Raw genomic sequence first — 13,720 nt, 5'->3', positions numbered from 1 at the left:
TTCGGAATGAGATGATTAGTCCAGCTTGTGTTCTAGTTGTTTGGTCTTTTGTGCTTGCTGCTTTAGCTGGCGGTTTTGATCGATGACATACAGAGTCAGTTCCTCAATCTTTTTTAATAGAAGGGCTTCCATTTGGCCAACATTCACTCCTTTTTCGAGGACTTCCGATTCTGCAGGTACTTCAGGCAGATGATGGTTTTGGTTGACATACTCTTCGAGTTCTCCGATAGGCATCAGGCCATAACCGTCCTCAAAAACTTCATCGTGCCATATATCCAGTGATACCAGCACTTCTTTGGCTTCTACGATCCCATTGTTGTACACCCTAAATACTTCAGCATGGTCTGTGGTATTGAATACCGTAATGGCTTTGGCTTCTGATCCACCGACTATTCTGGTCTCGATGGCCTTGGACTGTACAGTTCCTTGAAAACTTGCATTGCCTGTAGCGGATTCAATATTTACTTTTGGAGAGTCAGGATTGTCACCTGAGGTCAAATCTCCGGTAAGGAATACTCCTCCTGTGGCACCATCAATCACAATTTGATTACGGTTACCCGGACCACTAAGGTTGAATGAGAAAGTGGCTTTACCTGTAGCGGTCAGATTGAAGTTTTCCTTCCAGCTGACGCCATCATTGGGATCTCCGGTGCCGATTCTAAACGTGCCATCATCAGCACTTTCGTCACTGTCCAGCACGATAAGTAGATCACCTGAGCTGCTGAGCATATCTGCTTTGAAATTGGGCATGCTCACCTGGCCAGGAAAGGAAACGTTGTTGTTCTTGTCTGCTTTCATGAAGTGGTCGTCTTCTGGAATAGCACTTGTGTTGGAGTTGGAAAAATAGCTTATGCCATTTTTTTGATGGAAGTTTAGGAAATGGTCTTGCCGTGCGTCGAAATCCCTAAGGACAAAGCCCTTCACTGCACTAGAAGAGCTCACTTCTACTGAGTTGTTGATTCTGATCCAGTCGTCAGCTACATCGTAGTTGCCGGGTATCATATCATTGTCGATGTATGCCCCTTCTCCTATTTTGATGTTGCCGTTCATGTCATAGAGGCCAAGCTCTGCCACAATAGTGGACTCGCAGCTGCATGTGGTTCCCAACTTAGGATCGCATGTTATGACATGCTCTGTCAGACCCTCAGCATTGAGTACTTCTCTTACTACCCATGGAGTAAGCGTTTCGGCTTTTCTAAATCCAATGGAACCATCGGATGACATATTTAGGATTTGTTGCTCTTGCGGGTCTTCTTGTACAAAGGTGGTATCCAACTGGAAATGGCCGGTCATTTTCAGATTATTTTTTACTAGCACATCGCCATTCTGATCGATTTCCAGGCCGGTCGCTCCATCTGTTTTTAGAATCAGATTTGACTCATGACTATTGATGATAGAGCCGCTTGTGCTCTTTTTGAAAGACAGATAGTTGTTTTCACCTTTTCTAATGCGTAGCTCTCCAGCGCTTGTGCCTATATTACCATCCTTTGCAGTATGCCAAATTTGTATGGATTGGGTGGTTTCATGGGCTTGGTCTGTAGAGACATTGATCCGGCCCATGACAGAGAGTGCATGATCTGGAGAGGTCGTGCCTATGCCCACTCTTCCTGTCTTGTCTATCCGCATTTGCTCTTCTAGTGAGCCGTCGTGGTTGGTGAAGAACCGAAGCTGTCCGTTGATCCCTGCTCCATTTTCTTTACCTGCACCGATGGTCCCCATGGTAAAGGTTGTGGTGGATTCATTGTTATCATAGATATCGAAGTCCACGAAGGCGTTGAGTGCCGTGCTGCCACTTCTGGCACCCTTTATCGCAATACCGGCATCTTGACTACTGCTCGCGGAGCTTTCAAAATAGCCCAAAATGTCTCGGTCGCCATCTTCGGATGGGTTGCCCCGGACGTGCAATATATGACCTGGAGCCTGCGTGCCCAAACCGACCTTACCGTCCTTATCTATTCTAACATGTTCATTGTTTTTGGTACCAAAAGACAAATAGCTATCCGTATATGTACCGATCAGCAGATTGCCATTAGAGAAAATAGAATTTCCATCCAAATACATGCTGGAGGCCGCATCCTGGATGCGAATGCCTGCTCCACCTGGATCAATCGGACTGGTCCATCCACCGATGGTAGCGTCTTTGTACACGTGCAAGGCTCCATAACTTGGTGCTGTAGTTCCAATACCTACCTTCCTTTCTACAATCAGCGTACCATCGGACAGATCAGACCAGGTACCATTGGCGTAGTTGCCCACCACAAATCCACCGTTGTATGCCTGGATAGCACCATCTCGGGCCAATAGGCGATACTTATTGTCTGTTCCGCCAGTGTTGTCGTCATGGTCTATAAACTCAACCTCTCTTACTTGGTGTAAGTCTTTGTCACCCATCTTCAGATTGGATTGCATAGATAAAACTCCGGTGACATCGAGAGCGCCGGTAACATCAACCGCTCCGTTGAATCTCAGTTGGTTGGCACTGAAGTCTCCCCAGATGAGCGGAGAGGAGGTGTCCGAATTGTCAATATAGAGTTTGTTGGAGCCTGTTTCGTTGTAGCCAGATTTATACCCAACGAACACATTATTCTTTCCACTCATATTTTTATATCCGCTATGAGATCCAATAAAGGTATTACCAGAACCCTCAACGTTCTTATATCCACTTCTATCTCCAAAAAAAGCGTTTTCATAACCAGGAAGAGAAAAAGGAACTGAAACAGAAGTTGGAGCTTCAGATGGACTCGAAAAACCAGCGTACTCCCCTTTAAAGGTGTTATATCTTGAGTAGTTTGAATTGTAACCTATTTGAGCCTTGACATCTTGATTTGTCAGGAGAAATACAAACCCAAGGAAGACCAAGCGTACTCTACTATTTGAGAAAGTAGAATAAATGGATTTTAAAAAAGGTTTCCTGTTTGAAACATGTGTGCTATTCGAAGGTTGATTTGCATTGATTAATGACAAAATCAAAGGTTTTGTATTTTTCATATTATGAATGTTAGAAAGGTCGGCGAGCAGGGGTATTCGATAATGAATACACCGAGTGACCTGATTCCAGTCTTGTGATTGAATTATGGATTGTAAATTGAAAAAATGGAGTGGAGCCTGACTATACCAGAACCAAACTCAAAATGAGGGTATTTTGACTATGTTTTCATGACTTAGAGATTAAAGGTTGCTTCTCAAAATGCTAGTAAAGTGAATAACCCTGTAGAATGGACCGAATGATTCAGTCAAGCACTACATAAAAATTCCAGAAGCAAATTGAATGCATTGTGTGTCAAGTTATCGGACAAAGTGCACTACTAATCGGAAGGATTTAAAGCTTACGTCCTTGCGAGGTCTGTGATTTGATGACAATCAAATGCAGATCGAAGCCATCTCAAGGACCATGGCTTAGTCAAATCAAGAGGCTAAAGAGAGCCTAACGAGATTGCCACAAACTCAAATCCAATGCTACATTGTATGGCGTGACATGACGAGTTTTCGCAAGGACGAGTGCGACTAATGACTAGCAATAACTCAGAATCAATCAAAGCTCCGTCCTTGCGAGGTCTGCGATTTGATGACAATCAAATGCAGATCGACGCAATTTCAAGGATCTTGGCCTAGTCAAATCAAGATGCCAAAGAGGCCCAAACGAGATTGCCACAAACTCAAATCCAATAATACATTGTATGGCGTGACATGACGAGTTTTCGCAAGGACGAGTGTGAAATTACATAGAATGCTCGATTGGGTGGGTTTTGTGAATCAAAATCTTGAGCATCAGGCAAGAATTTGACAAAGCTGCACTTGTCAATTTTTCCTACGAAGGCACCAAACGAAAGGCGAATCAGTCCACGACAAACATTAAGGACGAAAAAAAGATAAAAAGGCATTTGCCAGATTACGTCATTCCCTAAAAAATTGTACTTTTAAACAAAAACATTCAGCGTCATGAAATCATATACACTGCGTAATGGGGATCAAATACCTGCACTAGGTCTTGGGACCTGGAAGTCAGAACCCGGGGAGGTATACAAGGCGGTACGAACGGCCATAAAAGTTGGCTATCGCCACTTTGACTGTGCCTACATCTACCAAAATGAGAAAGAAATAGGTGCTGCCTTTCATGATTCGATTATGACAGGGGAAGTGAACCGTGAGGAGCTATGGATCACTTCCAAACTGTGGAATACCCATCACCAAGAAACGGATGTGGAAGAATGTCTGCGTATTACGCTTGAATCGCTACAGCTCGACTATCTGGACCTCTATCTCGTGCATTGGCCTGTGGCGCAGAGGAAGGATGCTATTTTTCCTCAAGATGGGGCTGACCTCGTCAGCCTGACAGAAATCTCACTGGAAGAAACATGGCGTGGTATGGAAGGTGTTCTCAATGCTAACCTGACCAGACACATAGGTGTATCAAATTTCAGCAAAGCAAAAATAGAATGGGTCAATCAATCAGCTCAAAACAAAATAGAGGTAAACCAGGTCGAAATGCACCCATTATTGCAGCAATCCGAATTGCTAGAATACTGTCTAAAAGAGGACATCATTGTGACTGCCTACTCTCCCTTGGGATCGCGTGATCGGGCAGCTGAAATGAAAGCTGAAAATGAACCCGATATGTTTGAAATCCCGGAAGTCATTGAAATTGCTAAAAAACACGATTGCTCTGTAGCGCAGGTCTTGCTGGCCTGGGCGGTAAACAGGGACACAGTAGTGATTCCAAAATCCACCAATGAGGGGCGGTTGCGTCAAAACCTGGAGGCTGCGGAGATGAAGCTTTCTGCAGAAGAGATGACTACTATTAATCAACTGGATCGACATTTTAGATACGTCAACGGAGCCTTTTTCACACTTCCTGGATCGGACTATACTATTGCCAAGCTTTGGGATGAGTAAATAAAAAGAGTCTAATCATTGGCATTCAGAGCCTCTAGTCCTCCACTGAGTCAATCGCTTTTTGCGGTTAATATTTCTAGCCTGTTTTCATAAATGAAGGTATAGAAATGTAAATACCGGAATTAAAGTTAATGAATGCTATCAGGGTGTAGTTGATTGTTTCTAGAGTGGATGGTCTCGGCGCATACCTCTTTACTGAAAACCAATCTACTGAGCGGGGCGATATCATCTCCGAATCTATGAGCATCATTACCTACTAAAGCAGGCCTAGTTCTGAGATTAAGGATTCGTAAGAATGTAATTTCCGATCCCATGAGCTGCCATTTTAAATCTTCGTTTAAAAATTAAGTAAAACAGCCAGCAAACTATTTTCATGAATTATTCATTTTTCGAAATGAATAATTCGGGTTAAATTGCCATCATTCAAAAGAGACGATCATTAAATCAATACCATGAAAAATATTCTAAACATTTTATACATTGGATTCTTGGGTACTGCTATAGTAGCCTGTAGTTCTGGTAAAAAATCTGAAGAGGGCGAAGTGGCTACTTTGGAGAACGTTAAAGAAAAAGTAGAAAAAGAGTTTGAGTATCCCATTCCTACTTCATTTGAAGTAACTGAACTGCTACAAGATGCTGGAGCGGCGTTTGTATGGAATATCACTAACCCTTCGTCCAATGTAGACAAATACGAAACGCAGCGTGACAAAGCGCTCAACCTTGGAGTCTATGGCGCTGATCTTAGCTATGCCTGTACCTACAATAGCCAGGAGGAGACCATGGAAATGCTGAAGGCTACCAAGACGCTAATTGATGGCTTAGAGATACCTAGCGTATTTGATGATGAAATGGTGGCCAGGGTGGAAAATAACATCGGGAATAAAGACTCATTGATTCTGATTGTGACCAAATCATTTTACAACACTTACACTGAGCTAAACAAATCAGGTCAGGACAAAATGTCCTTTCTGGTGGTAGCAGGAAGCTGGATCGAAGGAATTTATATCACCTGCCAGTTGGCTATCTCCAGCGACTATGATCCAAGAATGCTAAACATCGTAGCGGAACAAAAGAAATCTGCTAATAAGTTGGCCGAATTTGCCACCAAGTACGCAAACGATCCGGATGTAGAGTCTGTAAGACCTCTGCTAGAATTTATGAAAATTATTTATGAAGGAATTGATCCAGCTACAGGTATTACTAAAGGTCAGTTGGACGATATTAATAGCAATGTAGAAATCACAAGAAATGAAATAATCGGGTGATAGAATAAATAAAAATGGAATTAAATAGAAGGCATCTCGCAGCAGCGTGATGCCTTTTTTTATATATTTATTTTCTGAACCCTTAATAAAGCACAAACCTGTATGAGTGAATCGATTATCAACGCATTAATGCGTTTGTTTGCCATCATTGAAAGCGTCAAAGACGAAGTGGTCGATTCGGGTGCAATAATTGTAAAACCCTACCTCGAGCGTCAGCTCAATCATGACCTGGCCAAGCAGTACCTAAACCTATATCAGGACTATGTTGAGTTTTATAGAAGAGAGGCTTCTTCATCTGAAGAGGAGCTCGAAAATGAAACCAAAAACATCATTCAGGTCACTAAAATTTGCCAACAGCTAAATAAGGAACTACTTCAGCATGAGCGAGTAATTGTATTTATACAGCTCGTAGAGCTAATCAATACCGATAATAAAGTTTCTGACAAGGAGAATGATTTTATGCAATTGGTGGCACTCAACTTCAATCTCCCCAAGCAAGAAATCAACGATGTTACCTCGTTTATTCTTGATCCTGAGATCAAGAATCTATCGAAAGCCAATGGCATGCTCATTGACAATAAGGTGACTGAATGGCCAGAGGAAATAGCCTGGATGATGAAGAAGAAAAAGGAACCCGGTATTACTGAGTTTCGACACATCCATGTAGAAAATCTCTTTGGTCAGATCAAAGTACTCTATGTGCAGAGCATTAGCACCTTTGTCATTCAATACGACGGGCCGCTGAATCTCTACCTCGAAGGAAACAAAATATCTAAAAACAAGACTTACATCCTGAAATCAGGCGCGATCATCAAAGGCAGCACCATCGAGCCGATCTATGAATCTGAAATCAGCAAGCAATTCCTTCTCGACCTGAAGAAAATCAACCTCGTGCTACATGGGGATGAGATGGAGTTCAGATTCAAAAATAGCTTCAATGGCATCCGGCCATTTAGCTTCTATGAAGAATCCGGTCAGCTGATCGGTATCATGGGTGGCAGTGGCACTGGCAAGTCAACTTTGATCAACTTGCTCAATGGTAAACTGCAACCGTCGTCAGGTAAAATCAAGATCAATGGACACAGCATACCGAGATGTGTTCAATCGGGGGTCATCGGCTACGTGCCGCAAGACGATCTTTTATTTGAAGAACTCACGGTCTATCAAAATCTCTATTTCAATGCGCGGCTATCCTTCAGTGATTTCTCGAAAGAGAGACTCGACCTAGCCATCAACAAGGTGCTGGACGATTTGGACATCGACGAAATTAGAGACCTGGAAGTAGGGAGCCCACTCAATAAATTTATCAGTGGTGGACAAAGAAAACGACTCAATATCGCGCTTGAATTGCTACGCGAGCCTTCTGTCTTATTTGTAGACGAGCCTACATCAGGACTGTCCTCGATGGATTCAGAGGTGGTGATGAATTTGCTCAAAGAACAAAGTAGGAAGGGCAAACTTGTGATCGCTATCATTCATCAGCCCTCATCTGATATATTCAAATTGTTTGATAAGCTCTGGCTACTCGACAAAGGTGGATATCCTATCTACAATGGTAATCCTGTAGATGCTGTGGTCTATTTCAAAACAATGAATACTCAGGTAAATGCCGCAGAAAGTGAATGCAGAGTCTGTGGCAATGTGATCCCAGAGCAAATCCTGCATATCATCGAGGCTAAGGAAATCAATGAAAACGGAGAAGCAACCAAACGGAGAAAAATATCACCAAGCAAATGGTATGATAAGTACAAGGAAAATCTGGCTCCGAAAATAAAAAAGATTAAGTTTCAGACGGCTCTGCCTCCATCCAATTTCTTGATCCCAAACCTGGTGCAGCAGTCCAATATTTTCTTGCAGCGGATTCTTCTTTCCAAAAAAACTAACCTGCAGTATATACTGCTAAATTTTTTCGAGCCGCCACTACTAGCACTTATCCTGGGAATTCTGGCGAAGTACTCAGTAGGAAGTGAGTACATTTTCAGTGAGAATAAAAACATCCCGGTCTATCTGTTTATGACCGTAGTCGTGTCCCTTTTTCTTGGATTGTCAGTCAGTGCTGAGGAAATCTTCAAAGATCAAAAAGTACTCGAACGCGAATCGTTTCTGAGCCTAAGTAGATTTAGCTATATCAATTCCAAAATCATATATTTATTTGGCCTATCCGCACTGCAGATGCTGATTTTTGTCTGGTTTGGAAATTTCCTTTTGGAAATAAAAGATTTGAATTTTAGCTTTTGGTTGATCCTATTCTCCACTGCCTGTTTTGCTAACATGGTCGGTCTCAACATCTCCTCGGGGCTAAATTCTATTGTTACGATCTACATTCTGATTCCTTTGATTCTTGTGCCTCAACTCCTTCTAGGCGGAGCTATGATCAAGTTTGACGAGCTTCACCACAAAATCGGTAATAAAAAGGAAGTTCCCTTGATTGGAGATACCATGGTATCCAGATGGGCGTACGAGGCTCTAGCCGTAGAGCTATTCAGCAACAACGACTACGAAAAACACTTTTTTGAGTATGACAAGCGTATGAGTGATGCCAGTTTTAATTCGGCCTACCTCATACCAAGGATTCAAAATAAATTGAATGTAGTCTATCACAATGTTCAGCTCGGCAATAAGTCCTCTGCTCTTGAAAGAGAAATCACAATCTGTCGTAATGAGCTGTTGAAAATGCAATCGAAAGACAGTAACACTCCATTCTACCGCATCAGATTTCTTACCGCTGACAAGTATGACTCTACCTCACACAATCAGCTGATAGCACAACTGAATCTTCTGAAAAAGAAATACAAAAATATAAAAGATGATGCCGTAAAGGAACGAGAAGAAAAATACTACGAACTGGTAGAAGACATAGGTAAGGATGGATTGCTCGACCTCAAAAATAGTAGCCACAACAAGACGCTCGAAAATCTACTGACCAACAGGGATGAGATTGAGAAAATATATGAAGCAGAAGACGAGCTGATCCAGACTAAGGACCCAATCTTCAAAACCCCAGACTCCAACCTTGGAAAGGCACATTTTTATGCGCCGGTAAAAATTCTTGGAAGCTTTCACATCGAAACCTTCTACTTTAACATTATTGTTATCTGGTTGATGACCGCATTTTTCTACATGACGTTATACTATGACACACTGAGAAAGGTGATCACATTTGTCACTAATAAATTCAACAAATATTAAATAAACTGCTAACCTAATATTTCAATGAAGCCCTTTTATTTATTAATACTCCTCATAGCCATGAGCCATACTGGCCATGGTCAAAAAAAGAAAAAGTCTAAAGCCGAAAATACACCTTTAGAGAATCCATCTAATATCGTCAATGGCTTCATAGATTATTCAATTGACGAAGAGTTGGATCGCATATTTCTATATGTCTCACGGTTGAATGAGGAATTTTTGTATCTCGGCTCACTGTCGTCCGGGGTAGGCTCCAACGATATCGGTTTGGATCGAGGTCAGCTCAGTGGGGAAAAATTGGTAAAGTTCAAAAAAGCTGGAAACAAGCTACTGCTGATACAACCTAACTATAGCTATAGAGCCATTAGTGACAACCCTGATGAATCGCGTGCTGTCAAAGAGGCATTTGCACAGTCAGTGATTTGGGGATTTGAAATTCTACAATCAGATAATGGCACCTATATGATAGATGCCACCGACTTCATTGTCCGTGATGTAGCTGGTGTGTCTGAGCAGCTAGCACAAACCGAGCAGGGTGGTTATCGGCTAGACCTTTCCAGATCTGCACTCAACCATGAGCGCATCAAGAATTTCCCTAATAACACAGAATTCGATGCAATTCTCACCTTTACCGGCAATCCAAAAGGGGATTGGATCTATTCGGTAGCCCCTACCGCGTCCGCCGTCACGGTCACGGTTCATCATTCGTTCATTCAGTTGCCTGATTCCGACTACCAACCACGGGTTTTCGATCCTAGAGCAGGGTTCTACGGAATAGCATATCAGGACTATGCCACACCCATAGATGAACCCCTGCAAAAGAAATTTATCTGCAGACACAGACTAGAGAAAGAAGATCCTTCGGCCGAGCTATCAGCGGCCATTGAGCCTATTGTATACTATCTGGATCGAGGGGCACCCGAGCCTATTCGCAGTGCCTTGCTTGAAGGAGCCTCCTGGTGGAATCAGGCATTTGAAGCGGCCGGCTATAAGGATGCCTTTCAGGTAAAACTGCTCCCGGAGGGAGTTGATCCTATGGATGCCAGATACAATATCATCCAGTGGGTACATCGCTCTACTCGCGGCTGGTCGTATGGGACCAGTGTCGTAGATCCACGCACTGGCGAAATCATAAAAGGCCACGTTACCCTAGGCTCTCTCCGTGTAAGACAAGACTATCTCATAGCGGAAGGCCTCTTATCACCCTATAATGCTGAGGGTAACGTCCCTCCTCTTATGGAACAAATGGCACTGGCTCGTCTGCGTCAATTGGCAGCCCATGAAGTAGGACACACTTTGGGCCTGTCCCACAGCTATGCCTCCAGTACCGAGGAAATGGCCTCTGTCATGGACTACCCCCATCCAAAAATCGACCTGATCGATGGAAATATCTCTCTCGAAAACGCATATGATAATAAAATCGGAGCCTGGGATAAAACGGCTATCTCTTATGGGTATTCTCAACTGGCAAAAGGGATAGATGAGAAAAATGCCCTCAATGAAATTATTACTAATGCCTTGCAAAATGGACTTTCATTCCTATCTGATCAGGACGCGCGACCACAAGGAAGCTCCCATCCCTATGCCCACCTTTGGGACAATGGCAAGAGCCCCTCTGATGAACTCGACAGACTCATGAAAATCCGAGGCATAGCAATGAAGAATCTCGGTGAAAACTCAATAAGAACTGGTGCTACTTATTCCAAACTGGAAGAAGTCCTTGTTCCAATCTATTTTCTCCATCGATATCAGGTCGAGGCAACCGCAAAAATCATTGGCGGTAGAGATTATCGATATGCAGTAAAAGGAGATGGGCAATTTACCACGGCTGAAGTCTCTGGCGAAGTACAATTAAAGGCGATTCAATCTCTGCTCAGCACGGTGGACCCAAAGAATCTGGTCTTTACAGAAAGCTTGCTCAAACTAATACCTCCGCGAGTGCTACATGAGTCGAGGTCTAGCGAACTAATTACACTAAGAACTGCACCCAACTTTGATCCCCTTTCTGCTGCAGAATCAGCAGCAGATCTGACGTTTTCACTGATGTATAATGCACAGCGGGCCTCTAGGATGATCGAGTACCACAGCCGAAATGCTGGTCAACCGAGCTTGACCTCTATGATCGATCAATCTCTGGCCGCCACATGGTATCAAAAGCCGAAATCAGGTTATCTGGGAGAAATTCAGCATGTGGTCAACCTTAATCTACTCAGTCATATCATGCGACTTTCTGTAGACGAAAACGCCAACCCTCAGGTCAATGCCATTGCGTATCAAACCATTCTAAAACTTGAGAATCGATTACTTAAAAGTGTGAATACTGATAATGCAAATACAAAAGCTAATAGACAGTATGCATTAAGGCTGATCGAATTGTATAAGCGAGAACCCGGCCAATTCAAAGTACCTAAACCTGCAGAAATTCCCATGGGGTCACCCATCGGAATGGATATGGGATGTGGCTTTTAGAATCTTATATTCTGAAATTAGCTCACTGCGAGCATTCACTTCTGACTATAATATTTAAAAACAAAGGTTATTAAAAGCTATACTTGAACCTTCCGAAGATCAGTGACCCGCCGTCACCGTATAGTGTCATACTATCGCCACGAAAGAGTTGGGCAGCCACCAAAAAATCAAAGTTTTCCACCACGGACCAAGTGAAATTTGGCCCTAGAAATAGTGAGCCGTCTTTTGGGTTGAGCATGGTTGCAAAAGCCGTACTCAAAATCGGCGATAAGGAACCAGAGACTTGAAAAAACAAATTGTGCCTAGCCGGGCTCAAAGTCTGAGCGCTCAGGCTACGGTCGAGATAGAAGGCAGAGTAATTAGCTGATTTTTCATTTATACCGCTGGAATTAAACAGGTAGGCAGTCTGCAAATAGATCCCATTGGTAAACGTATAATCCAATTCTACAGTGCCTACAAATTGCGTTTCTCCATGATCGTCATCCTTAGGAATAAAATAGGATCCTTCACCCTTGAATCCCGCACCGCTAATATCACCCGCCCAGCCTGCGCCTGCGATCAAAAATTCGTCCTGATAGCCGGCTAAAATCTGGATATCATAAGTATGGGTATTGAATTTGTACTTGACAGCCAGTGTGCTCTCTTCTATATGATCGGCCAGTGCATACACCAGACTCAAGGAAGATGCCGCTCCGGTATAATAATTGATCTGAACGGCGTCTGCACCCGGGCGCTCTTCATAATCAAAATCGAAGAATGAATAAGTATTGAATATATCGTTTGGGTTCCAGATCAGCGCCGTTCCCCAATTCACCCGCTGTCTCCCTATGATGATCTCCAGTTGGTCTTTTTGATAGGTCAAATTCATTCTGTCAAAGATGGTATGTAGAGCAGTATTGGATCCATTGGACCAAAGTATACTCAAGTCAAAATAGCCTTGATCCTCACCCAGACTGCTATAGAGCGTGGGCGCCGTAGTTACCAGCTCACCCCAAAAGAACCGGTTGCGCATCGAGGTCTTAAATGTGATTTGATCGCTTAGATACCAGTCGTAATTAAATCTATTGTGAAGAAAATTATCAGTAATCAGCGTACTATCACCAGCTGGTACAATTGCGGTATGCATATATTTTATATATCCATTCAGGGACATATCTTCTTTCCAACTTTGCCCAAAGGCCAGGTGAGAAATCAGCAATAATACAATAAAGAGTAACCTGCTACTTAGTTTCATCGGCTATCACTTTGCCATCATCCAGTTTGACGAGTCTCTTGGCCCGACTCATTACTCGATCGTCGTGTGTAGAAAAGATAAATGTAGTATCCTCCTTTTCATTCATTTTGAGCATGAGATCCAGAAGGTTATTTGTAGCCTTGCTATCCAAATTGGCTGTAGGCTCATCTGCCAGAATAAATTTGGGTCTGGAGGCCAGCGCTCTTGCCACAGCCACACGCTGCTGCTGTCCGCCAGACAACTGATTTGGGCGCTGATGTGCTTTGTCTGCTATCTCCATGGCCTCGAGCAACTCCATAACGCGCTCCTCGACGCTTATCTGAGGGAAATGCTGTAATTCCATAATGAAGGCAACGTTTTCGTAGGCGCTCATCACCGGTATCAGGTTGTAGGCCTGAAAAACAAAACCGATATTGTGCAATCGAAATTCCGTCAACTCAGTGCTACTCATCTGAGAAATGTCCTCGCCTTCTACAAAGACGGCACCAGATGTCGGAGTCTCAAGCCCGCCCAACAAGTTGAGATAAGTGGTCTTACCACATCCTGAAGGTCCTACTATGGCCGAAAACTCTCCTTTTTCGAAAGAAAGAGAGATATCGTTAACCGCATGTACCGGGACGGTTTCAGGGTTATATATTTTGCTAACGTTTGCTGTTCTGATGACACTCAT

Annotated in this window: 7 protein-coding genes; 4 read left to right on the top strand and 3 right to left on the bottom strand. The window is 43.2% G+C overall.

The genetic code is table 11. The features are described 5' to 3' along the window. Window positions 1–15: 15 nt before the first annotated feature. On the bottom strand, window positions 16–2,988 hold the full coding sequence (locus ABJF11_RS02655; protein WP_348117878.1) for a hypothetical protein: 2,973 nt from the start codon (window positions 2,986–2,988) through the stop codon (window positions 16–18). A 951-nt stretch (window positions 2,989–3,939) separates the two neighbouring features. Between ABJF11_RS02655 and ABJF11_RS02650 the strand changes: the two genes are divergently transcribed. The 4 genes from ABJF11_RS02650 to ABJF11_RS02635 all read left to right on the top strand — a co-directional run bounded on the left by ABJF11_RS02650 (window position 3,940) and on the right by ABJF11_RS02635 (window position 11,816). Next, complete coding sequence (locus ABJF11_RS02650) at window positions 3,940–4,893, top strand: aldo/keto reductase (RefSeq protein ID WP_348117876.1); 954 nt, start codon at window positions 3,940–3,942, stop codon at window positions 4,891–4,893. Window positions 4,894–5,345: 452 nt separating this feature from the next. Next, window positions 5,346–6,158, top strand: a complete 813-nt coding sequence (locus ABJF11_RS02645) for a hypothetical protein (protein WP_348117875.1) — start codon at window positions 5,346–5,348, stop codon at window positions 6,156–6,158. 102 nt (window positions 6,159–6,260) lie between these two features. After that, window positions 6,261–9,347 carry an ATP-binding cassette domain-containing protein gene (locus ABJF11_RS02640; RefSeq protein ID WP_348117873.1) on the top strand — a complete coding sequence of 1,029 codons (3,087 nt, stop codon included), beginning with the start codon at window positions 6,261–6,263 and terminating at the stop codon, window positions 9,345–9,347. 24 nt (window positions 9,348–9,371) lie between these two features. Continuing rightward, window positions 9,372–11,816: a zinc-dependent metalloprotease gene (locus tag ABJF11_RS02635; RefSeq protein ID WP_348117872.1), complete on the top strand. Its 2,445-nt coding sequence runs from the start codon at window positions 9,372–9,374 to the stop codon at window positions 11,814–11,816. A gap of 70 nt (window positions 11,817–11,886) precedes the next feature. On the opposite strand, the gene ABJF11_RS02630 is transcribed toward ABJF11_RS02635, so the two are convergent. Continuing rightward, a complete protein-coding gene (locus tag ABJF11_RS02630; RefSeq protein ID WP_348117871.1) occupies window positions 11,887–13,050 on the bottom strand; it encodes a hypothetical protein in 1,164 nt (387 codons plus the stop codon). Then, window positions 13,037–13,720, bottom strand: a complete 684-nt coding sequence (locus ABJF11_RS02625; RefSeq protein WP_348117870.1) for an ABC transporter ATP-binding protein — start codon at window positions 13,718–13,720, stop codon at window positions 13,037–13,039. Before ABJF11_RS02625 ends, ABJF11_RS02630 begins: the two co-directional genes overlap by 14 nt.

The organism is Reichenbachiella sp., assembly GCF_039941815.1.
Lineage (GTDB): Bacteria > Bacteroidota > Bacteroidia > Cytophagales > Cyclobacteriaceae > Reichenbachiella.
This window is presented reverse-complemented; position numbering and strand designations above follow the sequence as displayed.